The organism is Variovorax sp. YR266 (assembly GCF_900107295.1).
GTDB lineage: Bacteria > Pseudomonadota > Gammaproteobacteria > Burkholderiales > Burkholderiaceae_C > Variovorax.
On the sequence record NZ_FNPM01000004.1, the window covers coordinates 127,153 to 153,298 of the forward strand.

The window sequence follows — 26,146 nt, forward strand, 5'->3', positions numbered from 1 at the left end:
GGCAGGCCGATCCAGGCGCACCGTACGACGTCTACACCTGCGGATCGCGGCGTGATCGCTCATGGAAGAGGCCGAATATCAGTTCGCGCAGCCAGCGATTTCCGCTGTCCTGATGAAATCGCTCGTGCCACTGCTGCCGTATTTCGAATGGCGTGACCTCGAACGGCGCATCGACGATATGCAGATCCGCGCGTGAAGCCACCATCGCCCTGGCGAGACGGGCCGGCGCAGTCAGCAGCAGGCCCGATGCGGCGACGATCGACGACAGGCCCAGCGAGTGGGCGGCCGTAAGGACGACCCGCCGGCGATCGAGCGCACCCGCCCGATCCAGGGTCTGCTGCAATTGCGAGTCGGTCGTTCCCTGAGGCCGGTACGCAATGTGTTCCGCCGCGAGGTAGTCGTCGAGTTCGATGCTTGCGGGTGTGCCCAACGGCGAAGTCTTCGACATCAGCACGACGAATGATTCGTCGAACAGTCGCTGCTGGTAGAACGACGGCCCCATCGGCTCCCAGCTGCCGAGCGCTATGTCGATTTGTCCATGGAGCATCCGCTGCCGGGCGTCGGCCATGGAGACGTCCACTGTTTCGAAGCGAACCCCGGGTGCAGCAGCGCGAGCGACCATGAGCAGCTCGGGCATCATGACCAGTTGCCCGATGTCGTTGACGGCAATCCTGAACGTGCGGCCCGATGTCTGCGCATCGAAGGTTCTGCCTTGATCGACCGCCTGCACCAGGCAGGCGATTCCCTCCTCGATCGGGGCGATGAGGCGTTCGGCGACGGGCGTGGGGACCATCCCATCCGCCGAGCGCACGAACAGCGTGTCGCTGAAACGCTCGCGCATGCGCTTGAGGGCGTTGCTCACCGCCGACTGCGTCATGCCGAGCCGATCACCCGCGAGCGTCACGCTGCGCGTGGCGTAGATCGCCTGAAAGACCAGGAAGAGATTCAGATCAATGGAGTTGATGTTCACCGCGTCGTCTCCGGCCGTTTATCGAGCCGTCATTCGTTGTCCAGCACGGCCAGGTTGTCGTAGACCATCCGGAGCATGTCCCGAAGCGACTCGGCCTGCGCGAAGCTCAGTCCTGACAGCGACACCCGCTCGTACAACTGGGCCAGCGGAATGATCCGCAACGCGAGGTCGCGCCCTGCCTCGGTCAGTGCGAGCGCAAGGGCCCGCGCATCCTCGTCGGATCGATCGCGCACCACCACACCGCGTTGAAGCAGGCCGTCGACAGTTCGCGAGAGCGTGGAAGGCTCGGTCGATGTGTGCAACGCCAGGTCGGAGAGGCGCTGATGTGGCTGATGGTGCAGCGCGACGCAGATCCGCCACTCGGTCAGCGAAAGGTTGAACTGCTTGAGCTCCCTGCTGAACGACTGGCCCATTCGGGTTCCCGCACGTGCAAGCAAGTAAGGGATTGCCCGTTCCAGATCGTGATTCACAGATTTATCTGCTTCTGCAATCAATTCCGGGAGCGCTTCGGGGCTTGTCTTGCGCTGCTTTACGGGGGTGGTCACTGCCGGCTTTCTCTTGGTCATGGGCCATCTTACAAGCGAAAAACATCACCGATATAGCGTAAACCCCGAGCCAATATTGATTGCATTTGCAAATGTTATCCGCTTCAATTGAGCCCTCTGATCGCAGAGCCACACATCCTTTGGAGACAGACACCCATGACTGATGCCGCAACGAACCCGCTCGCTCAACTCAATCACGTCGACATCCCTGCACCAGGCCGAAAGTCGCCTGTGATGGGCGCCCCTTCGATCGAAAAAATAGTTGCATCCGCAAGCGAATTGGTGCCGATGCTGCGCGCCCGGGCTCAACGCACCGAACAGGATCGCCGCGTTTCGGAAGAGACGACGCGTGCGTTCCATGACGCGGGCTTCTTCAAGCTGATGCAGCCGGCGCGCTACGGCGGGTTCGAGTACGGCTTCACCGCCTTCATCGACGTGGTCAGCGAACTGGCACGAGGCTGCACCTCGTCGGCGTGGGGCTGCTCGCTGGGCGCCATCCATCAATGGCTGGTCGCGACCTTCCCCGAGCAGGCGCAGGACGACGTCTGGCGCGAGGACCCCGGCGCAATCGTGTGCGGCTCGTATGCACCGGCGACGATGGCCGAGAAGGTCGACGGCGGCTACCTCGTGCATGGCAAATGGCTTTTCGCGTCCAACGTGGACAACTCCCAGTGGGCACTGCTGGGCGTTCAGTTTCCGCCGGAAGAAAAGGGCGCTGCGCCAACGGCCGGCTTTCTGCTCGCACCCCGATCGGATTGGTCGATCGAGGACAACTGGCACGTGGCGGGCCAGGCCGGAACGGGATCCAAGGCGATCGTCATCGACAAGCCGACATTCATTCCGGGGCACCGCAAGCTGACGTTTGCGCAGGCTTCCTCCAACAACCCTCCCGGCGCCGCCGTCAACACGAACCCGATCTACCGCATCCCCTTTCTGTCGGCGGTGCCGGTATGCCTCGTGTCGCCGATCATCGGCACGGCCCAAGGCGCGGTGGACGAACTGATCGGGCTGGCCGGCTCGCGCGTCACGCGAGGGGCTGTTGCGGGAGGCGGAAGCAGGCTGAGCGAGTTCTTCCCGGTGCAGTCTCGCCTGGCTGAAGCGTCGGCGAGCGTCGATGCAGCGCGGCTTCTCCTTTATCGCGACACCGCGCAGGTAGAGCAGATGGCAGCCGATGGCCATGTCATCAGCATCCAGCAACGGATTCGCAACCGGCGCGACCACGCCTTCGCCGCACGTCTCTCGCGCGATGCCGTGGAAGCCGTGTTCGCCAGCGTAGGAGGCGCAGGCCTGGCACTCGACCAGCCGATCCAGCGCATGTGGCGGGACACGAACGCCATCTCGCGCCACATCAGCCTCAACTGGGATGCAGTTTCTTCGATGGTGGGGCAATACCTGCTCGGCCTCGAGCCGAAGGGCCAGTACTGATCGGGGTATCGGCCATGTACTCCTGGGCTCTCATCACGGGCGACGCGGCCGACACGGTCGATGCCCGCCAGCTGCGACAGGCGCTTGGCGCCTTTCCCACGGGGGTGTGCCTCGTGACGACCACGACACCTGAAGGCAAGCGCGAGGGCATGACGATCAACTCGTTCGCCTCGGTGTCGCTGGATCCACCCTTGATCCTGTGGAGCATCCGCGACGACACGCGCAGCGCCGACGCATTCCTTGCGGCGCGGCCGTTCAACCTCAGCGTGCTGACCGCAGAGCAGCGCGACCTGGCCTGGCATTTCGCCAAGCCCGCGGCGGACAAGTTCGAGCGCTACGCCGGAGCATTCGAAGTTGGACCCAACGAATGCCCAAGGCTTGTCGAGAGCGTGGCAACCTTCGAGTGCTCGACCTATTCACGCCACCAGGAAGGCGATCACACGATCATCCTCGGCCGGGTCGATCGCTTCTCGCGGACCGACACGCCGCCTTTGCTCTTTCATTCGGGGCAGATGGGTTCGTTGTGGGAGCTCGCGGCGACGCTGGCACGGCCTCGATGAGGCTGGTTCGCAGTTTCGCGCGCAACTCTCGACTGGCGGCGGGCATCACTCCAGCTTGTAGCCGAGCAGCTTCATCGCCGCAGCAAGCCCCTTGCGGTTGCGCTCCATCGCGGCCCAGGGCTTGTTGCCGGTTTCGAAGCGCTGCGCCGCATTGGCGACGGTCCACTGCGAAGCACTTGTGAGCTCGGGCAACTCTTCCCACGCAAGCGGCACCGACACGCCCAGCCCCGGGCGCGAACGCGCCGACCACGCGCTGACGGTGGTCGCGCCGAAGCCATTGCGCAGGTAGTCGACGAAGACCTTGCCCACGCGGTTGCGCGGCCCGCTCTTGGCGACGAAGCGCGCCGGTATGGTCTGCGCGAGATGCGCCACCACGGCCTGCGAGAAGCCCTTGACGGCATCCCAGTCGTACTGGCGCCGTATCGGCACGACCACGTGCAGCCCCTTGCCGCCGCTGGTCTTCAGGAACGAGGGCAGGCTCAGCTCGTCTAGCAGCGTGCGCACCAGCATCGCGGCTTCCTGTATCTGCGGCCATGCCACGCCTTCGCCGGGGTCGAGGTCGAAGGTCATGCGGTCGGGCTTGCCGATGGCGCGCGAGGTGGCGTTCCAGGTGTGCAGCTCGATGACGTTCATCTGCGCGGCGCCGAGCAGGCCCTGCTTCGTGTCGATCTGCAGCAGCGGTTCGTGGCCCGGGTCGAGCGCGGGATCGAGCAGGCGCACGCCGGGAATCTCGCGGTTCTGCACGTGCTTCTGGAAGAACAGCTCGCCGCCCACGCCCTCGGGCGCGCGCACCAGCGACACCGGCCGGCCGCGCAGGTGCGACAGCATGAGCTTGGCCACGCCGTCGTAGTAGGCCGCGAGCTCGCCCTTGGTGATGCCGCTGTGCTTGTCGATCACGCGGTCGGCGTGGGTGATCTTCTGGGACATGGGGGTGCTCTTTCTCTTTCCTTCCTCCGGCCGCTCGCGGCGGATGTCGCGCGCGGGCTTGTCGGCGCGCAGGCCTCGAAAGACGGCCTGGCGCACGCGGTCTTCGCGCGTCCATTCGCCGAATGAAATTTCAGCCACGAGTGATGGCTTGACCCACTGCGCCTTGATGCCGCGCGGCGTGGGCGTGAACGGGCAGTCTTCGGTGGCCAGCCTGTCCAGCTTCGCCTTGATGTCGGCGAGGCGGTCGGCGTCGAAGCCCGTGCCGACGTTGCCGCAGTAGCGCAGGCGCCCGGTGGCCTCGTCGTGCACGCCGAGCAGCAATGAGCCGAAGCCCGAGCGCGTGCCCTTGGGCGTGGTGTAGCCGCCGATCACGAATTCCTGGCGCTGCTGGTTCTTGAGCTTGATCCAGTCGGGCGAGCGGCGCGACACATACGGCGAGCCCTTGCGCTTGCCGACGATGCCCTCGAAGCCGATGCGCGCCGACGACGCGAGCAAGTCGCGCGGCGAGGCGTCGAAGGTTTCGCTCAGGCGCAGCAGCGCGGGCGGCTTCTTGCCGAGCAGCTGTGCGAGCCGTGCGCGGCGCTCCTCGACCGGCAGGTCGCGCAAGTCTTCGCCATCGAGAAAAGGCGCGTCGAACAGCCAGTAGACGATGGACGATGTCGCACCGCTGTCGAAGGCGTTCTGCAGCGCCTGGAAGTCGGGTGCGCCGTTTTCGCCGTCGACGGTGATCTCGCCGTCGAGCCAGGCCGAGTCGGTAGGCAGCTTCGCGAGGGCCTTGGCGAGCGCAGGCAGCTTCGCGGTCCAGTCATGGCCGTTGCGGGTGAAGCAGCGGGCCTTGCCCTTGTCGATGCGCGCGAGCAGGCGGTAGCCGTCGAACTTGAGTTCGTAGAGCCAGTCGTTGGGAGACGGCGGTGGCGAAGCCGCGAGAGTGGCGAGCTGGGGCTGGAAGGTGGCGGGAAGTGCGGCTTTCTTTGCGGGCGCCTTCTTCGTTGCGACTTTCTTCGGCGGCTGGTCCACCTCGTCCACGTCGCGCCCGGTGATCACGCTGGCCGGTTGTTCTTCGAGCACGTCGTAGTCGTCGAGCGCACGCGCATCGCCGTCGCGCTCCTTGATGAGCAACCAGGGCTCGTGCTTCTCGTCGCCCTTGCCGTGCATGCGCACCAGCGTCCAGTGGCCGTGCAGCTTCTCGCCGCGCAGCTCGAACTTGAGCTTGCCGGCCGCGAGCGCCTTGCGCGCATCGCCGTCGGGCAGCCAGTCGCCGCGGTCCCAGACGATGACGGTGCCCGCGCCGTACTGCTTCGGCGGGATCGTGCCCTCGAAGCCGGCGTAAGAGATCGGATGGTCTTCGACGTGCACGGCCATGCGCTTCACGGTCGGGTCGAGGCACGGCCCTTTAGGCACGGCCCAGCTCTTGAGCGTGCCGTCTAGTTCGAGCCTGAAGTCGTAGTGCAGATGGCTCGCGTGGTGCTTCTGGATGACGAAGGACAGCACGCCCTTGCCATTCCTGCCGCCGGCCTTGGGTTCGGGCGTGCGAGTGAAATCGCGCTTGCCGTGGTAGCGCGCCAGCGCCTTGCGCGCGGTCGATGCGGTGGTACCCATGGCGGCAGGCCGGCGTCAGGCGGCGCGGCGATGTCGGACCGGGGCCTTGCGCGCTGCTGTCTTGGCGGCGGGCTTGCGCTTCTTCGCCGCGGCCTTGGGTGGGGGAGCTTCTTCTTCGCCGGCAGCCTTCGCCTTGCCGCGCAGGCTGCGCTGCAGCAACTCGGTCAGGTCGATGATCTTGGCGCCGCGGCCTTCGGTGGACTGCTCTTCTTCAGGCTCGGGCTGCGTCACGGTCTCGGTCTGGCCGGCCTTCACCTTCTTGTCGATCAACCGAAGGATCTCGTCCTTGAACTCGTCCTTGAATTCGTTCGGGTCCCAGTCGGCGCTCATGTCCTCGACCAGTTGCTTCGCCATCTTGAGCTCGCGCTCGCTCAGGCCTGCCTTCTTCGCATCTTCGGAGGGCAATGGCAGGTCGGTCCACGGGCGGATGTCGGCGCCCCAGCGCAGCAGGTTCAGCACGAGGCCGGGGCCGACGGGCACCAGCACGGCGAGGTGCTGCTTGGTCTGGATGACGACACGCGCCACGCCCACGCGCTCGCTGCGCTGCAGGGTTTCGCGCAACAGCGCGTACACCTTGGCGCCGCGGTTGATGGGCGCCACGTAGTAGGGCCGCTCCAGGTACACGAAGGGAATGCCGTTGGCCGGCACGAAGGTCTCGATCTCGATGGTCTGCGTGGTCTTGGGGTAGGCGGCCGCGATTTCCTTGTCGCTGATCACCACGTACTCGCCGTCCTCGTATTCGACGCCCTTCACGATCTGCTCGCGCGCGATCTCCTTGCCGGTCTTCTTGTTGATGCGCTTGTAGCCGACCGGGTCCATGGTCCGCTTGTCGAGCCAGTCGAAGTCGATGCCGTGGTCGGTGGTGGCCGAATAGAGCGCCACCGGGATGTGGACGAGGCCGAAGCTGATGGCGCCCTTCCAGAGGACGCGCGGCGCGGGGGCTTTTTTCGAGACTGGCATGGGCACACTCCTTCAGCCTTGGAATGTGCGCCGCCCATGTGCGGGCGATGTAGGAGCGCGGCGTCAGGCTTCGTCAGGCCGCGCCGGCCACCGGCCCGAGCCGGCGCTCGCTCGGGCGCGCGAAATAGAACCACTCGGCACCGGGCAGCGCCATCGCGTTGGGAAACACGATGAAGCCGTCTTCGGGCGCGCTCAACAGCGTGCCGTCGTGACGCATGCCGATGGGCTCGCCGCGCTGCACTTCGTCGAAGGTGGCCCAGTCGCGCACGAAGCTGTCTTCCTCGTGCAGGCGGTCGGTCACGCTGGCCAGGCGCAGCAGCTTGGGAGGCTGCACCGGCGCACCCGACAGCCCTTCGGGCAGCGCCGCCATGCCCAGCAGCGCAAGCGTGCGTCGGATGGCGTGCCACGCCACCTCGGGTGCCTGCGGGTCCAGGTGCTGGCCGCATTCGAGCGTGACGCCGTAGCCGCCGCGGCTGCGGATGTATTCGTTGGTGCCGCGGCCGAAGTCAAGCGCAGCCTCGTCTGCGGGCGTGCCACCCGCGCGCTGCGCGAGGCCGGCTGCGTAGATGTCGAGCCAGCCCTCCACCACGATGGGCGTGCCGATGTGCAGCGCAAGCTGGCCCTCTTCATACGAACGGGCGAAGGGCTCCAGCGTGCCGGTGTTGTCGCGCGGGCCGATCATGGCAAAGGCCTCGCCCTCGCTCTGGAAGGAATGCAGGTCGAGCAGCACTTCGTGGCGCGCGATCAGCGGCGCCAGCACGTTGGTCACGCGGGCTTCGTAGTCGGCCGGTGCCTCGGTCGGGCGGAACAGGCGGTTGAGGTTGCGCTCGCCCTCGCGCTGCAGGCGGCGCCGTGCGAGCGGATTGGCGACGGGCACCAGGGTCAGCTCGCCGCGCTGCAATTGCAGGGTGCCAGCCTCGAACTCGCCCAGGATGCGCTCGATGCCCAGGGTGCCGGAGACTTCGTCGCCATGCACGCCGCCCATCACGAGCAAACGGGGACCGGGGTTCAGCGAGGCGAAAGCGTGGATGCGCAGGCTGTCGGTGGCAATGCCGGCAAATGGATCTGAGGGATCGGAGGACATCCGGGGATTATTGCGGAGCCCCTTTCCTGCGCGCAAAGGCGCTACTTATTTCATAGCAACATGGCGGCCCACGCCCGCCTACAGGGGCTGCCTTGCATGTCCTACCGCCCCGGCGGCAATCGCGACACAGGCTCGTTCTTCATTGAAGGAGCCCCGCATGAGCAAGAGCAGCAAGAGCAAGACCGCGCCGGCCGATCCTCAAAAGGATGCCGGCGGCGGCAAGACGAAGGTGGAGCAAGGCGGCGAATCGGCGCCGCGCCTGCCGCACGAGCACGACCAGTCGTCCGACAGCCAGCAGACGCCGGACGGCCGTCCGACCGAGGTGGGCCGCCAGGCCCATGAAGACGTGGAGCGCGGTTTGGTCGATACCGACCGCGGGCTGGAGGCCAACCGCGTCTACAAGAGCGGGAAGATCAAGCGCTGACGACGCCCGCCAGCTGCTTGCGCATGTCGGTGATGACGGCGCCGTAGTCCTTGGCGTTGAAGATGGCGCTGCCCGCCACGAAGGTGTCGGCGCCGGCCGAGGCCACGCGCGCGATGTTGTCGGCCTTGATGCCGCCGTCCACCTCGAGGCGGATGTCGCGTCCGCTCTGCTCGATGCGCTTGCGCGCGAGTTCGATCTTGCGCAGGGCCGAGTCGATGAAGCTCTGGCCGCCGAAGCCGGGGTTCACGCTCATGATCAGGATCAGGTCGATGTCGTCGATGGCCCAGTCGAGCGCCTCCAGGCCCAGCCCCGGGTTGAACACCAGCCCGGCCTTGCAGCCAGCGGCCTTGATGGCCTGGATGCTGCGGTGCGTGTGGGGCGAGGCATCGGGGTGGAAGCTGATGTAGTCGGCGCCCGCTTGCGCGAAAGAGGCCGCCAGAGCGTCGACCGGCTGGATCATCAGGTGCACGTCGACGGGCACCGGGGTGCCGTCGGCGGTCTTGGCGTAGGGCTTGAGTGCCTGGCAGATCATCGGGCCGAAGGTCAGGTTCGGCACGTAGTGGTTGTCCATCACGTCGAAATGGATCCAGTCGGCGCCGGCCGCAATCACGTCGGTCAGTTCTTTGCCGAGGTGCGCGAAGTCGGCGGACAGGATGGAGGGCGCGATGCGAAACGGGGTGCTCATGCCCCCGATTGTCGCTTCAGCCCCGCCCGCCTGTCCTTGGAGCAAGGAGTACTTCCCGATACATTTGTGTGGCCCGCAGAGGGCGGCACTACAAGACGGGGGAGCTTCCATGGACGAGGGCTGGTGGTACGCACGGGGCGAAGACAGGCAGGGTCCGTTGTCGGTCGCGCAGATCCATGAACGCATTCGCACGGGCGTCATCGACGCGCAGACGCTGGTCTGGCGCCCGGGGCGGCTGGCCTGGAAGCCCCTGCACCAGGTCGAGGAACTGATGCTGCCCGGCATGCGCATGGAGCCCGTGCTGCTGCCGGACTTCGGGCCCGCCGCAGTGCGCGAGGCGCCGCCTTTGCCCGACGACCAACCAGCCCCGGACCACCCGAGGCCTGCGCCGCAGTCCGCGCGCCCCGACCCGGAGCCGTGGCTGTCCGACGGCCCCCTGGAGGCACCAGCACCGCAAAGGCGTGACCCCGGCCTGCCGGCGGCCGGCCCGTGGCGCCGCTTTTTCGCCCGTCTCTTCGACGTCTGGACGATGTGCCTGCCCGCCGGCTTCTTCATGGCCGCGGTGGTGGGCCGCATCTGGCCGGCCTTCGGCCTGTGGATGGAAAACCCGTCGTCCACGCCGACGCTCGGGATCATCTTCCTGCCCGTGGCGCTGGTCTTCGAAGCCATCGTCTTCGGCCTGTTCGGCACGACGCTGGGCAAGCTGCTGTTCGGCGTGCGGGTCAGGCTGCGCGACGGCGGGCGGCCAACCTTCCTGCAGTACCTGGGGCGCGTGGCGTGGATGTACCTGTCCGGCCTCGGCCTGGGCATTCCCTTCGTCACGCTGTTCACCATGGGCCGCCAGTTCTTCGAGGTGAAGGAGGGCCGCCCCGCCACCTACGACGCAAAGCGCTACCTGGTGCAGGCGGCCGGAACCGGCGTGTTGCGCACGGGCCTGGCCGTGACCGCACTGGCGGGCCTCGTGGCCGGCGTGGTCTTCATCAACCAGCGCGAGGCGCAAAGAAGCATGCGCTTCTACGCCGGCTTCGAGTGGACGAACCCCGTCACGAAGCTGCGCGCGAGCATCCCCCGCGGGTGGCAATACCGGGAGCAGTCCAACACCACCGGCGACGTGGTTCACACCTTCTTCTCGGACACCGTGGTCGCGGTCTTCGCCGTGGAAGGTGGCATGGAGCAGGTGAGCCTGGACGAGTACCAGCGGATCTGGGCGATGGCGGTGCGCCCGTCGATGGAGCTGGACGCACGCGCGCGCCCCATCAACGTCAAGGGCCGCCTGGGCCTGCAGATGAAGGGTGCGATGACCGCGGACGCCTCGCGGCACGTGGACGCCACGCTGCTGAAGAGCGGCACCCAGGTCTGGCGCATCGTGCTGGTCGGCACCTCGGACCGGGACCCGGACACGGCCGCCACCGCGGCGCTGCGCGACCTGCTGTTCCAGACCGTTCCAGCCGCGGCACCCGAGAGCACGCCGAAGGGCAACACGATCTGACATCGCCAGGCGGACATGGGGAAAAGGCCTGCAGTTACCATCGCGCCCATGTCACACAGCCCCTTCAGCGTGCAAGTCGAACCGCGCTACCTGGCCGAACAGTCGTCGGCCAAGGACAACATCTACACCTTCTCGTACACGGTCACCGTCACCAACACGGGGACGGTGGCTGCCCAGCTGATCGCCCGCCACTGGCTCATCAACGATGCCTCGGGCCATGCGCAGGAGGTCAAGGGCCTCGGCGTGATCGGCCAGCAGCCGCTGCTGGCGCCCGGCGAATCCTTCCGCTACACGAGCGGCTGCCGCCTGCAGGCGCCCAGCGGGACGATGCATGGCAGCTATTTCGTGGTGACGGAAGAAGGCGAGCGCTTCGACGTGCCGATTCCGATGTTCGTGCTCGAAGCGGATGTGGGCGGAGCCCCCGTCTCCCGCGTGCTTCACTAGGTACTCCCCCAGGCTTCGCGCACTTCGTGTCGCTTCGCCACCCCCCTCGCCGGGGGCAACACCTGCGGCCCGGCAAAGCCGGTTCCGCGGCGTTCCCCGGCGCTTGACGAGATCGTTCCATGGCTGCCGCATCGCGCGACTTGCAGGGGCTGCTTGCCGGCCTCGACCCGACAGCCGACGTGGCACAGCGCCACATCTGGCTCATCAATATCTTCGACTGGCTGCGCGGCGACCGCGCCTCGCCCCAGGCGGCAATCGGCCGCGTGCAGCTGCTGCTCGACGCCATCGAGGCGCGGCCCGAATTGCGCGAGCGGCTGCGCGCCTGGTGGCGCGTGTTCACGCAGGCGGTCGACCTGACCACGCTGCTGGCCGACTACGGCTTCGCCCCGCGCACAGCCTTCGCCAGCGAGCTGGGCGAGCGGCTGCGCCGCAAGATCCTGCCCGGCACGCCCGAGACCACCGACGCGTCGGACCTGTTCCGCATGGTGCTGCCCGGCGTGTTCGACGCGGGCTGGATCGCTCTGCTCGACGAAACGCAGCTGGCCCGCATCGGCGCGCTGCTGGCCGATGCGGCGCTGGACGACGACGGCGCGCCGCGCTGGCGCCACACGGTGATGGATGCCGTCACCTACTGCAGCAGCCAGGTGGTGGCGGCCGGTTTCTCGCCGGAGCTGCGCCTGCGCATGAGCACCGAGGTGCTGGGCCAGGGGCGCCCTTTTCATTCGCTGATGGCCGACCTCGACGAACTGCGCGAGCAGATGTTCGACCGGCCCGGCGAGCCCCGCGACGAGGAGGCGCTGCAGGCTGCCTTCTTGGCCTTCCGCGACCGGCTCGACGCCTGCCGGGCCGGCGCCGCCTCGGTCTACACGCACCTGGAAGACAACGGCATCTCGGTCGGCCTGGTGTTCCGGCTGCGCCAGTTGCGCGAGCGGGTGTTGCGCATCCGCGAGCTGCTCGACTGCCTGATGGCGCCCAACCCCGCGCCCAGCGTGGCGCGGCTGGTCGGGCGGCTGGTGCTGGCGGGCGGCGAGCGCAACAGCATCCGCGCGCTGATCGCTTCGAACTCATCGATGCTGGCCGCCAAGGTGACCGAGCGCAGCGCCGAGACCGGCGAGCACTACATCACCCGCGACCGCGCCAGCTACCTGCAGATGGTGAAGAAGGCCGCGGGCGGAGGCGCCCTCACGGCCATCACAGTGCTGCTGAAGTTCGGCATCTACGCGCTGGGCCTGTCGGCCTTCTGGAGCGGGCTGGGCGCGGGGCTGATGTATGCGGCCAGCTTCGTCGCGATCCAGCTGCTGCACCTGACGCTGGCCACCAAGCAGCCCGCGATGACGGCGCCGGCCATGGCGGCGCGGCTGCGCGACATCGATTCGGACGGCGCGGTGAACGATTTCGTCGACGAGGTCGCGAACCTCGTGCGCTCGCAGGTGGCGGCGGTGCTGGGCAATGTGCTGGTCGTGGTGCCGGCGGTGGTGAGCATCGCGCTGCTGGCCCAGCTGGCGCTGGAACGACCGTTGCTCGACGCCGCGCATGCCGCAGCCACGCTGAAATCGCTTTCGCTGGCGGGGCCGACCGCGCTTTACGCGGCAATCACCGGCATCCTGCTGTTTTCGGCCAGCATCGTCGCCGGATGGACAGAAAACGCCTTTGTCCTGCATCGCATGGACTCCGCCATGCGTTACAACCCCCGCATCGGCGCTTTTCTCGGCGCCGCACGGGCCCGCCGCTGGGCCGATTTCATGCGCACACACATCTCAGGCTTCGCCTCCAACATCTCGCTGGGACTCATGCTCGGGCTGCTGCCCGCGTTCGCGGGTTTCTTCGGGCTTGGCCTTGATGTGCGGCACGTGACACTCTCGGCCGGACAGATCGCCGCAGCCGCGGCATCCACCGGCCTCGGGGTGCTGCAGCAGCCCGCGCTGTGGTGGGCGGTAGCGGCGATCCCGGTCATTGGCGCGCTCAATGTGAGCGTGAGTTTCTACTTCGCTTTCCGCCTGGCGCTGCGCGCGCACAGCGTGAGCCTCGGTGACCGCGCCCGCATTCGCAGCGCGATCTGGGCCCGCTGGCGCAGCCGGCCGGTGAGCTTTTTCCTGCCTGGATGAATTTGACGAGCTTCCTCAACGATCTGCTGGGCTTCTGGTCCGAATGGGTGCGCCCCTCGGCGGGCCTGCCCACCGTGCTGTGGTCGCTGCTGCTGGCGGCGGCGGCGGCTTCCGGCCACCTGGTGCAACGCTATCTTGGGTTTCCCAAGGTCATCGGCTATTCGCTGGTGGGCGCGGTGGTGGGCTTCGCCGGCTTCGAAGGCGCGATCTGGCCGCTGCGCGGCATCAGCCTCTTTCTGCTCGAACTCGGCGTGGCCGTGGTGCTGTTCGAGGCCGGCGGGCGGCTGCCGCTGCGCTGGTTCCGCCATAACCCGATGGTGCTGGTGCAGAGCCTGCTCGAAGCCACGCTGACCTACTTCGGCGTGTACTGGGTGCTCACGCTGCTGGGCCTGCCCGAGCCGGTGGCCAACCCGATCGCGCTGATGGCCATCGTCGCCTCACCGGCGGTGCTGAGCCGCGTGATCATCGACACGCGCGCCGCCGGCCCCGTGACCGAACGCGCGATGACGCTGGCCACGCTCAACACCTTCTACGCACTGGCGCTGGGCTATGCGCAGGCCGGGCTGATCGAGCGCGCGCCGCAGACGATGCTGCAGAAGCTGTATCCGGTGGCGGTGGTGCTGGGCCTTTCGTTCGTGGTCGGCGGGATCATGGCGCTGGCGCTGCGCTCGGCCCTGCGGGTGATGAGCCCGTCGAGCGAGAACACGTCGATCCTGCTGCTGGCGATCATCGCGGCGGGCGCCGCGCTCACCGCGCACATCGGCGGCTCGGCGCCGCTGGCCGCGCTGATCGGCGGCGTGCTGCTGAAGACGCTCAACCCCAAGCCCTGGGCCTGGCAGCGGCAGTTGGGCACAGCGGCTTCGCTGCTGACCATGCTGATGTTCGTGCTGGTGTCGATCGTGGCGGCGCAGGCCGACTGGACATTACCCGTGGCCAGCGTGGTGCTGGCCGTGATCGGCGTGCGCCTGCTGGCCAAGATTTCGGGCGTGGCCATTGCCAACCCGGGCAGCGGCGCGAGCTGGAAGCAGGCCTTCTGGGTCGGCTGTGCGATGTCGCCGCTGTCGTCGATTGCGCTGCTCATTGCCTCCAATTTCGCCACTGCATCGCCGCTGCTGGGCACGATGATCACGCAGGTGGCCCTGCCCTCGATCCTGTTGATGGAGGTGGTGGGCGCGATGCTCGCCACGGTGGCCATCCACGCGGTGGGCGAAAGCTCGGTGCCCTGGATGCCCCAGGCGTTCAGCATCACGGAGGACACGCAGCGATGAGCACCGCAACCAACAACCACAACAACACGCCTATCGACCCGGACAGCGACGACGTCCGCTCGGCGCCACTGCCTTCGGACCCGGAGAGCCGCGCGGTCAAGCTCGAACCCTTCAACAAGTCGGAAGCGCTGTCGCTCGGCGTGGAGCTGGAGCTGCAGCTCGTGAACACGCACGACTACGACCTGGCCCCGTACGCCGAGGACATGCTGCGCCTGATGGCGCAGACCCCGCTGCCCGGCAGCGTGGTGCCCGAGATGACGTCGAGCATGATCGAGATCTCGACCGACATCTGCCACTCGGCGCAGGACGTGATCACGCAGCTGTCGCCCATTCGCGAAGCGCTGATCCGCAATGCCGACAAGCTCAACATCGCGGTGGTGGGCGGCGGCACACATGCGTTCCAGCAGTGGCACGAGCGGCGCATCTATGACAAACCGCGCTTTCGCGAACTGTCGGAGCTGTACGGCTACCTGAGCAAGCAGTTCACCATCTTCGGCCAGCACGTGCACATCGGCTGCCCCGACGCCGATGCTGCGCTGCTGATGCTGCACCGCATGTCGCGCTACATCCCGCACTTCATCGCGCTGTCGGCATCCTCGCCCTTCGTGCAGGGGCAGGACACGCAGTTCGACTCGGCGCGGCTGAACTCGGTGTTCGCGTTTCCGCTGTCGGGCCGCGCGCCCTTCACGCTGAGCTGGAAGGAGTTCGAGGCGTACTTCGAGCGCATGACCCGCACCGGCGTCGTGCGCAGCATGAAAGACTTCTACTGGGACATCCGCCCCAAGCCCGAGTTCGGCACCATCGAGATCCGCGTGTTCGACACACCGCTCACCGTCGAGCGCGCCGCCGCGCTCGCGGGCTACGTACAGTCGCTGGCAGCGTGGTTCCTGCAGGAGCAGCCCTTCGAGCCGACGGAAGACGACTACCTCGTCTACACCTACAACCGCTTCCAGGCCTGCCGCTTCGGGCTGGACGCGGTGTACGTGGACCCGGCCACCGGCCAGCACATGCCGCTGCGCGACCACATCCTGATGACGATGACCCAGCTCGAATGGCACAGCGAGGCGCTCAACGCCACGCAGGCGCTGGGCGAGCTGCGCACCAGCCTGGAAGCCAACCGCAACGACGCGCGCTGGCTGCGCGAGAAGCAGGGGAAAGAGCGGCTGCTGGCCGAAGTGGTGCGGCAGGCGTCGCTGCGCTTCCGCGGGCAGGCCTGAGCACGGCCTCAGCCCTTATGCTCACCCCCCATGGGTGAATTCGACCTGATCACGCGCTACTTCAAGCGCCCCGCCACGCGCTCCCCGCTGGGCGTGGGCGACGACTGCGCGCTGCTTGCGCCCGCTGCGGGCATGCAGCTCGCCGTGTCCTCCGACATGCTGGTCGAGGGCCGGCACTTTCTTTCCACCGTCGATCCGGCGCGGCTGGGCCACAAGGCGCTGGCGGTGAACCTCAGCGACCTGGCGGCCTGCGGTGCGAAGCCGCTGGCCTTCACGCTCGCGCTTGCGCTGCCGGGTGTCGACGAGCCCTGGCTCGAGGGCTTCTCGCGCGGTCTGTTCGCGCTGGCCGACGCGCACGGCTGCGAGCTGGTGGGTGGCGACACCACGCGCGGCCCGCTCAACATCTGCATCACGGTGTTCGGCGAAGTGCCGGCCGGCGCGGCGTTGCTGCGTTCGGGCGCGCGCGCGGGCGACGATATCTGGGTGAGCGGCACGCTGGGCGATGCGCGGCTGGCGCTCGAGGTGTTTCGCGGCACGGTCGCGCTGTCGGCCGAGGCTTTCGAATCGACGCGCATGCGCATGGAGCAGCCCACGCCGCGCGTGGCGCTGGGGCAGGCCTTGCGCGGCATCGCCTCATCGGCGGTGGATGTGAGCGATGGGTTGATCGGCGACCTGGGCCACATCCTCGGTTCGAGCGGCGTGGGCGCCACGCTCGATGCCGATGCGGCCACGGCCCTGATCGCTGCCGAGGCGCCAGTCCTGCGCACCGAGCTTTTGCGTACCTGCGCACTCTCGGGCGGCGACGACTACGAGCTGGTCTTCACCGCGCCCGCCTCTGCGCGCGACGCGGTCACGCAAGCCGGCCTGAACAGCGCCACACGCGTCACGCGCATCGGCCGCATCGAGGCCGATGCCGGGCTGCGCATCGTCGATGCAACCGGCGCGCCGGTGTCACAGCGCTTCGGCTCGTTCGACCACTTCGTCTGAGCTCTTGTTGTTGCTGCGCTGCTCCGGTCAGGAGCCGCGCACCATCGCCTGCATCTTCTGCTGTGCAGCGTTGATGGCTGCCGATTGACCGTTGAGCTGCTGCAGCATCTTGTTGAGCTCCGCCTGCACCGCCGGGTCGGTCACGGTGACCGAAGAGCCTGCGACCTGGATCTTCGACTTGTTCTTCTCCATGAAGTCGCCGATGGCCAGCGCGCTGTTGAACACGGTGTCGAGCGCGGGGAACACTTCCTTGAAGGTGGTGGACGGCGCAGTCACGGTCTTGTCGAAGGCCTTGTCGTAGACCTGCTTCAGGTCGTCGGGCTGCTTGAGCTGCGCATGCGCGGCATCGGCCTTGGCGGTCTGCTGGTCGAGCGCGGTGCGCAGGGCGGTCAGTCCATCCTTCGCGGCCTTGAGGTCGTCGCGGCGCGCCGGCAGGTCGGCAATGGAACGCAGCGCGCCCTTGGCCATGATCTGCGTCATGGGCTGGCTCACCGACTTGTTCATGCCTTCGTTGAAGTCGGTGATCACGGCGTAGTGCTTCGCGTAGTCGCCGAACGAGGCTTTCTCTTCCTCGTTCGGCACCGGCACGCGCAGGCCGGGCTTGTCGAGCACGCGGGTCTGCAGGAAGGTGGTGAAGGCCTTGCGCTGCTCGGCCTCCTTGTTGCCACAGGCCACCAGCGCGAAGCTGAAGGCCACCAGGAGCGACAGGGCCCCGAGACGTTGAATGAAAGTTCTCATGGGGACCAGCCCTCCCGTGTGTTGTGGATTCAAAAATTATAGGGAGCGCTTCAGGGCCTCTATGAAGGCGCGCGCCGCGGCCGAGAGCGAGTGGCCGCGCTTGGTGACGATGGAGATGTCGCGCGCCACGCGCGGCGAACTCAGTATCTTGATCACCAGAGACGGATTGGCCTCCGCGCGCGCGAAGGCCGAGGGCATGATCGACGCGCCCATGCCGGCGGCCGTCATCCAGATGGCGGTGGAGAGGAACGAAACCTCGTTCACCACGTCAAGCGCCACGCCCGCATCGGCCGCGGTGCCGTCGATGAGCGGGCGCACGCCGTAGCCCGGGCGCACGGTGATGACGGGATGGCGCGCCAGGTCGGTCCAGCGCACCACGCGCGCCTTGGCCAGCGGGTGGTCTTCCCGGCACACCAGCGCAAGGTGGTCGCGCATGAGCCGCTGCACCTCGACCTCGGCGCCGGGCCGCTCGGGCGTGCCGATGCCGAAATCGACGTGCTCGCCGAGGATGCGCGAGATGAACTGGTCGGGCGCGCAGTCGTTCACCAGCACGCGCACGCCGGGATGCTGCTCGTTGAACGCGCGCATGGCATCGGGCAGAAGAAAGGCCGAGAGCGTGGGCGTGATGGCCAGCGTGACGCGGCCGCGCTCGAGCGTGGCCAGTTCGCGGAAGTCGGCCGAGAGCGAATCGACGTCGCGCAGGATGCGCTCGACCGTGACCATCATCTGCTCGGCCGCCGCCGTGGCCTTGAGCGAACGCGTGGTGCGGTCGAACAGGCGCGTGTCCAGTCCGTCCTCGAGCTGGCGGATCAGCATGCTCACCGCCGACTGCGTAACGAACAGCCGCTGAGCCGCCGCGCTGAGCTTTTTCAGCTGGTAGACCGCGAGGAATGCACGCAGCTGGCGGATCGTAGGACTGAAGTTCGTATTCATCAGAAAAGATGATATTTCATTAGAAATATCTTGATTTACGAATGAATGCTGTCATCGTTCAATCGTTGAAAAGACACATCACATTCAAGGAGCCTCGATGGCAGTACCTCTTGCCGACGGGAAGAGCGTGCTTCGCAGGCAGCTCATGCTTGGCGCAGTCGGCGCGGCATTGACCGGCGGCTCGGCTTTTGCGCAGGCCCCTGCGCCATCGCCATCTTCGACCGTCGGCGATTTCCCGAACAGGCCCATCCGCATGGTCGTGACCTTTCCGCCGGGCGGCAGTGCCGATGCGGTGGTGCGCCTGATGGTGCCGAGGCTCAACGAGAAACTGGGCCAGCCCTTGGTGGTCGACAACCGGCCCGGCGCCGGCGGCAACGTGGGGCTCGCGCTGGTGGCCAAGACACCGGCCGACGGCTACACGCTGGGGCTGGGCGCGGCCGGTGCGCTGACGGCCAACGCGAGCCTGTACGCACAGATGCCCTTCGACCCGGTGAAGGACTTCAAACCCGTGGGCATGGTCGCGGCCACGCCCTTCGTGATCGTGGGACACCCTTCCCTTCCGGCGCGCACGCAGCGCGAGCTGATCGCGCTGGCGAAGGCGAAGCCGGGCACGCTGTCGATCGGTCATGGCGGCAACGGCACGGCCATGCACCTGTCGGCGGCGCTGTTCGCGCAGATGGCCGACGTGAAGCTGGTTGAAGTGCCCTACCGCGGCTCGGGCCCCGCGGCGCTCGACACCATGGCGGGACAGATCCAGCTCGCGCTGGTCGACCTGCAGGCTTCGCTGCAGCAGATCCGCGCGGGCAAGCTGATCGCCTTCGCGGTGACCAGCGCACAGCGCGTGCCGATGCTGCCCGAAGTGCCCTCGGTGGCCGAGGCCGGCCTGCCCGGCTACGACTCCACGGGCTGGTTCGGCGTGGTGGCGCCCGCGGGTACGCCCGCACCCATCGTTGCGCGGCTCAACGCCGAGATCAACGCCGCGCTCGGCGACGAGCAGATCAAGGCCGCGATGCGCAACCTCGGCGCGGAGCCCGCGCCGAGCTCGACCGAAGCCTTCGAGGCCTACATCCAATCCGAGACGAAGAAGTGGGCGAAGGTGATCCAGACCGCCCACATCCGGCTCGACTGACGGCACGCTCCCTTCCGCCCTCTTGCGAACATGACCGACCACCACACCGCAGCAGCACTGCAGGCCGACGTGATGATCGTCGGCGCCGGCCCCGTGGGCCTTACGCTGGCCATGGACCTCGCCTCGCGCGGCGTCTCGGTCGTCATCTGCGAGACGCGGCGTTTCGCCGAGCCGCCGAACGTGAAGTGCAACCACGTGGCATCGCGCACCATGGAGCAGTTCCGCCGCCTGGGCGTGGCGCAGAAGCTGCGCGACGCGGGGCTGCCCGCCGACTACCCGAACGACGTGGTGTTCCGCACCAGCGTGACGGGCACCGAACTCACGCGCATTCCGATTCCGTGCCGCCGCGATCGCTACACCCAGACCGAAGGCCCCGACGCGTGGTGGCCCACGCCCGAGCCGCCGCATCGCATCAACCAGATTTACCTGGAGCCCATCCTGCTGAAGCACACGGCCGCGCTGCCGGGCGTGACGCTCCTGAACCGCACGCAATTCGCAGGTTTCACGCAAGACGATGAAGGCGTGACCGCCATCGCCACCGACATGGACAGCGGCGTGACGCGCAGCATCCGATGCCGCTACATGGTGGGCTGCGACGGCGGCGCCTCTACCGTGCGCAAGCAGATCGGCGCAAGGCTCGAAGGCACGGCCGTGATCCAGCGCGTGCAGTCGACCTTCATCCGCGCGCCGCAGCTGCGCGCGCTGATTCCGGGCAAGCCGGCGTGGTCGTATTACGCAATGAACCCACGCCGCTGCGGCACCATGTTCGCCATCGACGGGCACGAGACCTGGCTGGTGCACAACCACCTGAATTCCGAGGAGCCCGAGTTCGATTCGGTCGACCGTGACAAGTCGCTGCGCGAAATCCTCGGCGTGGGCCCCGACTTCAAGTACGAGATCATCAGCAAGGAAGACTGGATCGGCCGCCGCCTCGTGGCCAATCGCTTCCGCGAGGGCCGCGTTTTCATCGCTGGCGACGCTGCACACCTGTGGGTGCCCTATGCGGGCTACGGCATGAACGCGGGCATTGCCGACGCGCTCAACCTCTCGTGGCTGCTGGGCGCGGTGGTGCAGGGCTGGGGCGACGAGGCCATCCTCGACGCCTACGAGGCAGAGCGCCAGCCGATCACCGAGCAGGTGTCGAACTTCGCGATGGACCATGCGCAGAAGATGATCCGCGCGCGCCGCGCCGTGCCGCCGAACATCGAGGAGCCCGGCCCCGCCGGCGATGCGTTGCGCGCCGACATCGGACGCGAGGCCTACGAGCTGAACGTGCAGCAGTTCTGCTGCGGCGGCCTCAACTTCGGCTACTTCTACAGCGGTTCGCCGATCATCATTGCGGACGGCGAGCACATGGCGCCGCCCTATTCGATGGGCGAGTTCACGCCGTCCACCGTGCCGGGCTGCCGCGCGCCGCACTTCTGGCTTTCGGACGGCCGCTCGGTCTACGACGCCTTCGGCCCCGGCTACACGATGCTGCGCTTCGACCGCAGCGCGGACGTGCGGCCGCTCGAACGGGCCGCGGCCGCCTACAGCATGCCGCTCACGGTGCTGGACATCGAGACCGAGGACGTGCCCAAGGCCTACACGCACCGCCTCGTGCTGTGCCGGCCCGACCAGCACGTGGCCTGGCGCGGCGCGCACCTGCCGGCCGAGGTCTACGACCTGGTGGGCCTGCTGCGCGGTGAAGGCCTGCGGGTGCGGGCGCGCCGGCGGGCGCTGGCCTGGGAAGGCGTGGTGGCCTAAGCCTTCTCTTCTTCTAAGGCTGGCCCGCTCACCAGCCGCGCCGTGCGACGGCGCGGTACGCAAGCCACACTGCCAAGGCCGGCGCGAGCGCGAAGCTCGCGAACAGCCACACGGCCGCCGAGCGCGCGCCTTCGAGGCCGCCCGGCACGGTGAGGCCCGCCGCATTCGCCACCAGTCCCGCCACGGCCGCGCCAACGGCCATGCCATAGAGCTGCACGGTGGTGATCGAGGCCGAGGCCAGGCCTTCCTCGCCCTTGGGGGCCAGCGACATCACGCGCGTGATGAGGTGCGGCCAGCCGATGCCTACGCCGAGCCCCACGGCCGCCAGTGCGACGGCGATCAGCAAGGTCTCGAAGCCGTGGGCGAAGAACCCCGGCGACGGCAGCAGCCACGCCAGCGCCGCCAGCCCCAGCGTGCAGATCACCGGGCCGGCGCGCAGCATGCGGTCGGCCCCCGTGCCGCTGCGGCCCGAGGACAGCAGCGAGCCCGCGCTCCAGCCGCCCGCCATCGCGGCGGTGAGATAGCCCGCTGCCAGCGGCGAGTGGCCGTGCAGCAACTGCAAAAAGTACGGCACGAAGATTTCGGTGGTGCTGCCGATCAGCAGCAGCGCCACGCTCGCGTAGATGGCGCCCAGCGGCGCGCTCATCGAATAGGCGCCGCTCGGCAGCACGCGCACGGTGGCGCGACTGTCGATGCGCGTGGCCGCGAAGCCGATGGCCAGCCCCAGTGCCACGCCGACGGCCTGCCAGAGCAGCTCGGGCCACAGGCCGCTGGCCGCAATCACCAGTACCGACAGCGCGAGCAGGCCGATCTGCATCCCCGGCACGCGCGGTGGAACCTCGGGCCGCGCGTGCTTCACGCCCATCGAGGGTCGCAATTGCACGAGCACCAGCAGCGCCTGCGCCGCCGCCACTGGCAGCAGGAACCAGAAGGCCCAGCGCCAATGCCCGGCCTGCGCGAACAGGCCGCCCACGGCCGGCCCGCACAGCGTGGCAACGCCCCACATGCCAGACACCAGCGCCACCGCGCGCGGCCACAGCCGCTGCTCGAACACCAGCTGGATCAGCCCGTAGCTCAGCGCCGCGAGCAGCCCGCCGCCCAGCCCCTGCACCGTGCGGCCCGCGAGCATCCACGGCATGGCCGGCGCGAGCGCGCAGCCGACCGAGCCGGCGCTGAACACCGCCAGCGCCGCCAGGCACGCGCCGCGCGGGCCGAGCACCGCGAGCAGCCGCACCGACAGCGTGGCGCCGAGGATCGAGCCGACCACGAAGAGCGTGGTGCTCCAGGCGTACCAGTCGAGCCCGCCGATCTCGCGCACCACCGACGGCAGCACGGTGGTCACGATGTGCACGTTGACGGCATGCAGCGCGACGCCGCCTGTCAGGGCCAGCGCGCGCCAGCCATTGCGGCCGCTGAACAATTCGCTCCAGGCGGCGGTGGCAGGCGGAGGACGCAGGGCGGCGGAAGAGGAAGACATGGCGCGAAGACGAAGCTTGGAAAGGAGCCCGGATACTAGGCGGCCTGCGCCAATTAAACAAGCTATTGCTTTGATAAATAAACCCGCACCGAGCCGGTGCCGGCGCAGATGCGCGACACTTCTGCCCCGATGCACGCCGCTTCTTCCCCTCCTTCTTCCTTGTCCACCACGACCACCGGCGCCATGCCCCAACCCCCGATGCGCCGCGCCACGCTGCGCTTTCTGCTGTCGCACCCCGCGCATTTCATCGCGCTGGGCTTCGGCTCGGGCCTGTCGCCCTTCGCGCCCGGCACCGTGGGCACGCTGTGGGCCTGGGTGGCTTTCGCGGTGATGCAGCTTTGGTTCACCCCGGCGACCATCGGCTGGATCATCGCGGCCTCGCTGCCCATCGGCTGGTGGGCCTGCACCGTGGCCGCGCGCAACATGAACGTGGCCGACCCCGGCGCCGTGGTGTGGGACGAAGTGATCGCCTTCTGGATCGTGCTCTGGCTGGTAACGCCGGCCGGCCTCTTCGCACAGGCCATCGCCTTTGCGCTGTTCCGTTATTTCGATGCCGCCAAGCCCGGCCCGGTGGGCTGGGCCGACGCGCTGTTCAAGCAGCGCGATGCGGTGCAGGTGCGCTGGTGGCGCGCGGGCTTCGGCATCATCCTCGACGACCTGGTGGCGGCGTTCTGCACGCTGCTGGTCATTGCACTCTGGCGCGCATGGTGAACCCGATGGACTCTTCCTCTACAACGGCGCTCGCCGACCAGGACACGCCCGAACTGGTCGTGGCCCTGGCCGGCCTGCTGCAGAAAAAAGGCTGGATGCTGGCCACCGCCGAAAGCTGCACGGGCGGGCTGATCGGCGCGGCCTGCACCGAGCTGGCAGGGTCGAGCGTGTGGTTCGAGCGCGGCTTCATCACGTATTCCAACGAAGCCAAGACCGAGCTGCTGGGCGTGGACGCAACGGTGATCGCGGCGAACGGCGCGGTCAGCGAGCCGGTGGCACGCGCCATGGCCACGGGCGCGATCGCGCATTCGCCGCCGTCGCGCGTGGCGCTGGCCGTGACCGGCGTGGCGGGCCCGACCGGCGGCACGCCCGACAAGCCGGTGGGCACGGTGTGGTTCGGCTGGTCGGTCGATGGCGCTGTGCGCACCGAGCGCCGCCGCTTCGACGGCGACCGCGCCACGGTGCGCGCGGCGACGGTGCATCACGCGCTGAAGACGCTGGTCGAGCTGCTCTCGCGCTGAACGCGCGGGCAGGCTCCGGCCTTCAGGCCTTCAGGCCGTCATGAAGTCGCCGAGCGGCCGGCGCGGCGCGGCGGGCACCGGCGCCATCGGGTAGCCGAGGCGGCACATCATCTGCACCGTCGGGCTGTGCCTGTCGCCCGGCCGCGCGGTGCCCAGCAGCAGGTCGTGCGCGACCGCACGGCACGGCGCCATCTCCGCGAACTCTTCGAGCGGCTGGCTCATCGGGTGCATGCCCAGGCCCAGGTCGGTGGCGCGCAGCTGCTGGCGCACGTGGGCGCGGCCCGCCGCAATCTGCTCGGTGCGGCTGTTGCCGCGCGTGCTGAGCCAGACGAAGCCCATCGCGGTTTGGGCCTGGTCCTCGAACATCTGCAGGGTCTGGCGGAACGAAGGGCTGTCTTCGGGCGCGGGCGTGCTGCGGCTGAACTGCCCCAGCGCAACGGCGATGCGCAGCGCCGGATCGTTGACCGAGAAGCCGTCGCGGTGTTCGAGGATCTCCTGCGGGCCGATGCGCAGCAGCTGCAGGTTTTCCATCGCGGTGCCGGGCGTGGCGAGCTCCACGCGCGCGGCCGCGGCGCAGAGCCTGCGCAAGGGCAGCACGCGCGCCATCTCGACCGTGCCGGATGAGCTCACCATGCCGCCCACCGGCACCACCGAGGTGAGGCCCTGCAATATGTCGGCCGACACCGGCCGCGTGAGGTCGAAGCGCTGCTTGGGCGTGCGCCGCCGCAGCACCTGCGCGAACAGCGGATCGGGCACGCCGCCGTCCGCCAGCCGCAGCCGTGCCACCGGAATGTGCGGCCAGTGCCGCGGCTCGCCGATCAGCTCGCCCTGCGGCCATAGCTGCACGCTGGCCTGCACGCCCTGCTGCGCGAGCGCCATCACCAGCAGCTCGATGAAAGCGCCGTGGCCGATGACGACCTGCCGGCCGAAGGGATCGGACTCGGGCTGCACGCGCTCGCGGTCGCAATAGACCACGATGGCGTCGGGCTCGCGCAGGTCGACCAGCCAGGGCTGGCAGTTGTACGCGGTGGGGGCCGTGACGGCATAGGCGACGGCGCGCTTGCGCACGTCGGGCTCGTTGCCGGGGCCGTTCCATACCTCCAGCGCGGCCGCCGGCATGTCGGAGTTCAGCCACCAGGCTGCCAGCGCGGCCGCACCCGCCGCTACGACAACGCCGCCTCCCAGCAGCCGGACAAAGTTTCTTCGCTCATCCATTGCGCGGATTATCGAAAGCGCGCCCGCAGTTCACAATGCGTCAAGCTTCGATAACTGCTATTCAAAACTGAATACCGATGAGACCCGACAAGGAACTGGGCTTCGACTGGCGGCTGGTGCGCGCGTTTCTGGCCGCGCTCGACCATGGCAGCCTGCTGGGAGCGGCGCGCGCCGTGGGCGCGAGCCAGCCGACGCTGGGCCGCCACATCGCCGAACTCGAAGCGCAGCTGGGCGTGGTGCTGTTCGAGCGCACCGGCCGGGGCCTGCGGCCGACCGAAATGGCCACGCGGCTCGCGCAGGCCGCGCGCAGCATGGAAAGCGGCGCGCTCGCGCTGTCGCGCAGCGTGTCGGGCGCCAACACCGCGCTGGCCGGCACGGTGCGCATCTCGGCGAGCCAGGCCACGGCGCGGCACCTGCTGCCGGCGCTGCTGGCCCAGATGCGGCGCGAGCTGCCCGAGATACAGGTCGAGCTGGTGGCAACCAACGAAGTCAGCAACCTGCTGCGGCGCGAGGCCGACATCGCGCTGCGCATGAGCCCGCCCGAGACCGGCTCGGTGATCGCCCGGCGCGTGGGCCGGTTCGCGCTCGGCACCTTCGCCCAGCGTGACTACCTGCGCCGCCGCGGCACGCCGCGCCAGATCACCGACCTGCTCAAACACGACCTGCTGGGCTACGACCGCGACGACAGCATCCTGCGCAGCTCCGCCCAGCTCGGCGCGCCCCTGAAGCGCGAGGACTTCTGCTTTCGCACCGACGACGTCAGCGTGTACTGGGAAGCGCTGCGCCAGGGCATGGGCATCGGCTTCGTGAGCGAGTCATTGGCCCACACCGACGGCGAAGTGGTGCGCGTGCTGCCTTCGATCAAGCTGCCGGTGCTGCCCGTATGGCTGGCGGTGCACCGCGAAGTGCGCACCGACCGGCGCATCCGCTCGGTCTATGATTTCCTCGCCCGCACCATTCCCCAGGTGCTGTGACCCCCGCCCACCA

Annotated in this window: 24 protein-coding genes; 14 read left to right on the forward strand and 10 right to left on the reverse strand. The window is 68.2% G+C overall.

Going from position 1 to position 26,146, the window contains the following annotated elements:
• Window positions 1-31: 31 nt before the first annotated feature.
• Together BLW48_RS12495 and BLW48_RS12500 are read right to left on the reverse strand one after the other, a co-directional pair.
• The gene (locus BLW48_RS12495) at window positions 32-970 is read right to left on the reverse strand and encodes a LysR family transcriptional regulator (protein ID WP_093175101.1); all 939 of its coding nucleotides are present in this window, start codon (window positions 968-970) and stop codon (window positions 32-34) included.
• Window positions 971-999: 29 nt separating this feature from the next.
• Window positions 1,000-1,536, reverse strand: a complete 537-nt coding sequence (locus BLW48_RS12500) for a MarR family winged helix-turn-helix transcriptional regulator (protein WP_093175103.1) — start codon at window positions 1,534-1,536, stop codon at window positions 1,000-1,002.
• 135 nt (window positions 1,537-1,671) lie between these two features.
• Here BLW48_RS12500 and BLW48_RS12505 point away from each other — a divergent pair, with 135 nt between their 5' ends.
• Together BLW48_RS12505 and BLW48_RS12510 are read left to right on the forward strand one after the other, a co-directional pair.
• The gene (locus BLW48_RS12505) at window positions 1,672-2,940 is read left to right on the forward strand and encodes an acyl-CoA dehydrogenase family protein (protein WP_093175107.1); all 1,269 of its coding nucleotides are present in this window, start codon (window positions 1,672-1,674) and stop codon (window positions 2,938-2,940) included.
• A gap of 14 nt (window positions 2,941-2,954) precedes the next feature.
• Window positions 2,955-3,500 (forward strand): flavin reductase family protein, encoded by a 546-nt coding sequence (locus BLW48_RS12510; protein ID WP_093054179.1) that lies wholly within the window; start codon window positions 2,955-2,957, stop codon window positions 3,498-3,500.
• Window positions 3,501-3,545: 45 nt separating this feature from the next.
• Here BLW48_RS12510 and ligD read toward each other — a convergent pair whose 3' ends face one another.
• The 3 genes from ligD to BLW48_RS12525 all read right to left on the reverse strand — a co-directional run bounded on the left by ligD (window position 3,546) and on the right by BLW48_RS12525 (window position 8,070).
• A complete protein-coding gene (gene ligD / locus BLW48_RS12515; RefSeq protein ID WP_093175110.1) occupies window positions 3,546-6,026 on the reverse strand; it encodes a DNA ligase D in 2,481 nt (826 codons plus the stop codon).
• Window positions 6,027-6,041: 15 nt separating this feature from the next.
• Entirely contained in the window at window positions 6,042-6,986 is a 945-nt protein-coding gene (locus tag BLW48_RS12520) for a non-homologous end joining protein Ku (RefSeq protein WP_093175111.1), read from the reverse strand.
• A gap of 73 nt (window positions 6,987-7,059) precedes the next feature.
• Window positions 7,060-8,070 carry a succinylglutamate desuccinylase/aspartoacylase family protein gene (locus tag BLW48_RS12525; RefSeq protein WP_093175113.1) on the reverse strand — a complete coding sequence of 337 codons (1,011 nt, stop codon included), beginning with the start codon at window positions 8,068-8,070 and terminating at the stop codon, window positions 7,060-7,062.
• A gap of 157 nt (window positions 8,071-8,227) precedes the next feature.
• On the opposite strand from BLW48_RS12525, the gene BLW48_RS12530 reads away from it, so the two are divergent.
• A complete protein-coding gene (locus BLW48_RS12530) occupies window positions 8,228-8,494 on the forward strand; it encodes a hypothetical protein (protein WP_093077045.1) in 267 nt (88 codons plus the stop codon).
• Here BLW48_RS12530 and rpe read toward each other — a convergent pair.
• A complete protein-coding gene (gene rpe / locus BLW48_RS12535; RefSeq protein WP_093054169.1) occupies window positions 8,484-9,179 on the reverse strand; it encodes a ribulose-phosphate 3-epimerase in 696 nt (231 codons plus the stop codon). The genes BLW48_RS12530 and rpe overlap by 11 nt on opposite strands.
• 109 nt (window positions 9,180-9,288) lie before the next feature.
• Between rpe and BLW48_RS12540 the strand changes: the two genes are divergently transcribed.
• The 6 genes from BLW48_RS12540 to thiL all read left to right on the forward strand — a co-directional run bounded on the left by BLW48_RS12540 (window position 9,289) and on the right by thiL (window position 16,689).
• Window positions 9,289-10,668: an RDD family protein gene (locus tag BLW48_RS12540; protein ID WP_177142330.1), complete on the forward strand. Its 1,380-nt coding sequence runs from the start codon at window positions 9,289-9,291 to the stop codon at window positions 10,666-10,668.
• 48 nt (window positions 10,669-10,716) lie between these two features.
• Window positions 10,717-11,112, forward strand: coding sequence for a Co2+/Mg2+ efflux protein ApaG (apaG, locus tag BLW48_RS12545; RefSeq protein WP_093054165.1), 396 nt, complete (start codon window positions 10,717-10,719; stop codon window positions 11,110-11,112).
• Window positions 11,113-11,231: 119 nt separating this feature from the next.
• A complete protein-coding gene (locus tag BLW48_RS12550; protein WP_093175118.1) occupies window positions 11,232-13,217 on the forward strand; it encodes a site-specific recombinase in 1,986 nt (661 codons plus the stop codon).
• Window positions 13,214-14,485: a cation:proton antiporter gene (locus tag BLW48_RS12555; protein WP_093077040.1), complete on the forward strand. Its 1,272-nt coding sequence runs from the start codon at window positions 13,214-13,216 to the stop codon at window positions 14,483-14,485. The genes BLW48_RS12550 and BLW48_RS12555 overlap by 4 nt, the downstream gene beginning before the upstream one ends.
• Window positions 14,482-15,702: a YbdK family carboxylate-amine ligase gene (locus BLW48_RS12560; protein WP_093175121.1), complete on the forward strand. Its 1,221-nt coding sequence runs from the start codon at window positions 14,482-14,484 to the stop codon at window positions 15,700-15,702. Before BLW48_RS12555 ends, BLW48_RS12560 begins: the two co-directional genes overlap by 4 nt.
• Before the next feature lie 30 nt (window positions 15,703-15,732).
• On the forward strand, window positions 15,733-16,689 hold the full coding sequence (gene thiL / locus BLW48_RS12565) for a thiamine-phosphate kinase (RefSeq protein WP_093175123.1): 957 nt from the start codon (window positions 15,733-15,735) through the stop codon (window positions 16,687-16,689).
• Between the two features lie 27 nt (window positions 16,690-16,716).
• Here the strand turns inward: thiL and BLW48_RS12570 are convergent, their stop codons facing one another.
• A complete protein-coding gene (locus BLW48_RS12570; protein WP_093077034.1) occupies window positions 16,717-17,427 on the reverse strand; it encodes a DUF3053 domain-containing protein in 711 nt (236 codons plus the stop codon).
• Between the two features lie 36 nt (window positions 17,428-17,463).
• Entirely contained in the window at window positions 17,464-18,360 is an 897-nt protein-coding gene (locus BLW48_RS12575) for a LysR family transcriptional regulator (protein WP_093054151.1), read from the reverse strand.
• A gap of 97 nt (window positions 18,361-18,457) precedes the next feature.
• On the opposite strand from BLW48_RS12575, the gene BLW48_RS12580 reads away from it, so the two are divergent.
• Together BLW48_RS12580 and BLW48_RS12585 are read left to right on the forward strand one after the other, a co-directional pair.
• Window positions 18,458-19,489, forward strand: coding sequence for a Bug family tripartite tricarboxylate transporter substrate binding protein (locus BLW48_RS12580; RefSeq protein WP_093175126.1), 1,032 nt, complete (start codon window positions 18,458-18,460; stop codon window positions 19,487-19,489).
• A 30-nt stretch (window positions 19,490-19,519) separates the two neighbouring features.
• Window positions 19,520-21,235 carry an FAD-dependent oxidoreductase gene (locus BLW48_RS12585; RefSeq protein ID WP_093175128.1) on the forward strand — a complete coding sequence of 572 codons (1,716 nt, stop codon included), beginning with the start codon at window positions 19,520-19,522 and terminating at the stop codon, window positions 21,233-21,235.
• 28 nt (window positions 21,236-21,263) lie between these two features.
• On the opposite strand, the gene BLW48_RS12590 is transcribed toward BLW48_RS12585, so the two are convergent.
• The gene (locus BLW48_RS12590; protein ID WP_093175131.1) at window positions 21,264-22,712 is read right to left on the reverse strand and encodes an MFS transporter; all 1,449 of its coding nucleotides are present in this window, start codon (window positions 22,710-22,712) and stop codon (window positions 21,264-21,266) included.
• Window positions 22,713-22,895: 183 nt separating this feature from the next.
• On the opposite strand from BLW48_RS12590, the gene BLW48_RS12595 reads away from it, so the two are divergent.
• Window positions 22,896-23,423 (forward strand): phosphatidylglycerophosphatase A family protein, encoded by a 528-nt coding sequence (locus BLW48_RS12595; protein ID WP_093054280.1) that lies wholly within the window; start codon window positions 22,896-22,898, stop codon window positions 23,421-23,423.
• Window positions 23,417-23,944: a CinA family protein gene (locus BLW48_RS12600; protein ID WP_093175133.1), complete on the forward strand. Its 528-nt coding sequence runs from the start codon at window positions 23,417-23,419 to the stop codon at window positions 23,942-23,944. The genes BLW48_RS12595 and BLW48_RS12600 overlap by 7 nt, the downstream gene beginning before the upstream one ends.
• Window positions 23,945-23,974: 30 nt before the next feature.
• Here BLW48_RS12600 and BLW48_RS12605 read toward each other — a convergent pair whose 3' ends face one another.
• Window positions 23,975-25,159 (reverse strand): Acg family FMN-binding oxidoreductase, encoded by a 1,185-nt coding sequence (locus BLW48_RS12605; protein ID WP_256330766.1) that lies wholly within the window; start codon window positions 25,157-25,159, stop codon window positions 23,975-23,977.
• A 77-nt stretch (window positions 25,160-25,236) separates the two neighbouring features.
• Here BLW48_RS12605 and BLW48_RS12610 point away from each other — a divergent pair, with 77 nt between their 5' ends.
• A complete protein-coding gene (locus tag BLW48_RS12610) occupies window positions 25,237-26,133 on the forward strand; it encodes a LysR family transcriptional regulator (RefSeq protein ID WP_093175138.1) in 897 nt (298 codons plus the stop codon).
• Window positions 26,134-26,146 lie beyond the last annotated feature (13 nt).

Bases quoted from the DNA above. Each gene is read 5' to 3' on its own strand.
- BLW48_RS12605 (WP_256330766.1), bottom strand. From the start codon at position 25,159: ATGGATGAGCGAAGAAACTTTGTCCGGCTGCTGGGAGGCGGCGTTGTC.
- BLW48_RS12500 (WP_093175103.1), bottom strand. From the start codon at position 1,536: ATGACCAAGAGAAAGCCGGCAGTGACCACCCCCGTAAAGCAGCGCAAG.
- BLW48_RS12510 (WP_093054179.1), top strand. From the start codon at position 2,955: ATGTACTCCTGGGCTCTCATCACGGGCGACGCGGCCGACACGGTCGAT.
- apaG (WP_093054165.1), top strand. From the start codon at position 10,717: ATGTCACACAGCCCCTTCAGCGTGCAAGTCGAACCGCGCTACCTGGCC.
- BLW48_RS12600 (WP_093175133.1), top strand. From the start codon at position 23,417: ATGGTGAACCCGATGGACTCTTCCTCTACAACGGCGCTCGCCGACCAG.
- BLW48_RS12530 (WP_093077045.1), top strand. From the start codon at position 8,228: ATGAGCAAGAGCAGCAAGAGCAAGACCGCGCCGGCCGATCCTCAAAAG.
- ligD (WP_093175110.1), bottom strand. From the start codon at position 6,026: ATGGGTACCACCGCATCGACCGCGCGCAAGGCGCTGGCGCGCTACCAC.
- BLW48_RS12520 (WP_093175111.1), bottom strand. From the start codon at position 6,986: ATGCCAGTCTCGAAAAAAGCCCCCGCGCCGCGCGTCCTCTGGAAGGGC.
- BLW48_RS12595 (WP_093054280.1), top strand. From the start codon at position 22,896: ATGCCCCAACCCCCGATGCGCCGCGCCACGCTGCGCTTTCTGCTGTCG.
- BLW48_RS12550 (WP_093175118.1), top strand. From the start codon at position 11,232: ATGGCTGCCGCATCGCGCGACTTGCAGGGGCTGCTTGCCGGCCTCGAC.
- BLW48_RS12575 (WP_093054151.1), bottom strand. From the start codon at position 18,360: ATGAATACGAACTTCAGTCCTACGATCCGCCAGCTGCGTGCATTCCTC.
- rpe (WP_093054169.1), bottom strand. From the start codon at position 9,179: ATGAGCACCCCGTTTCGCATCGCGCCCTCCATCCTGTCCGCCGACTTC.
- BLW48_RS12560 (WP_093175121.1), top strand. From the start codon at position 14,482: ATGAGCACCGCAACCAACAACCACAACAACACGCCTATCGACCCGGAC.
- BLW48_RS12555 (WP_093077040.1), top strand. From the start codon at position 13,214: ATGAATTTGACGAGCTTCCTCAACGATCTGCTGGGCTTCTGGTCCGAA.
- BLW48_RS12570 (WP_093077034.1), bottom strand. From the start codon at position 17,427: ATGAGAACTTTCATTCAACGTCTCGGGGCCCTGTCGCTCCTGGTGGCC.
- thiL (WP_093175123.1), top strand. From the start codon at position 15,733: ATGGGTGAATTCGACCTGATCACGCGCTACTTCAAGCGCCCCGCCACG.
- BLW48_RS12505 (WP_093175107.1), top strand. From the start codon at position 1,672: ATGACTGATGCCGCAACGAACCCGCTCGCTCAACTCAATCACGTCGAC.
- BLW48_RS12585 (WP_093175128.1), top strand. From the start codon at position 19,520: ATGACCGACCACCACACCGCAGCAGCACTGCAGGCCGACGTGATGATC.
- BLW48_RS12610 (WP_093175138.1), top strand. From the start codon at position 25,237: ATGAGACCCGACAAGGAACTGGGCTTCGACTGGCGGCTGGTGCGCGCG.
- BLW48_RS12540 (WP_177142330.1), top strand. From the start codon at position 9,289: ATGGACGAGGGCTGGTGGTACGCACGGGGCGAAGACAGGCAGGGTCCG.
- BLW48_RS12525 (WP_093175113.1), bottom strand. From the start codon at position 8,070: ATGTCCTCCGATCCCTCAGATCCATTTGCCGGCATTGCCACCGACAGC.
- BLW48_RS12580 (WP_093175126.1), top strand. From the start codon at position 18,458: ATGGCAGTACCTCTTGCCGACGGGAAGAGCGTGCTTCGCAGGCAGCTC.
- BLW48_RS12590 (WP_093175131.1), bottom strand. From the start codon at position 22,712: ATGTCTTCCTCTTCCGCCGCCCTGCGTCCTCCGCCTGCCACCGCCGCC.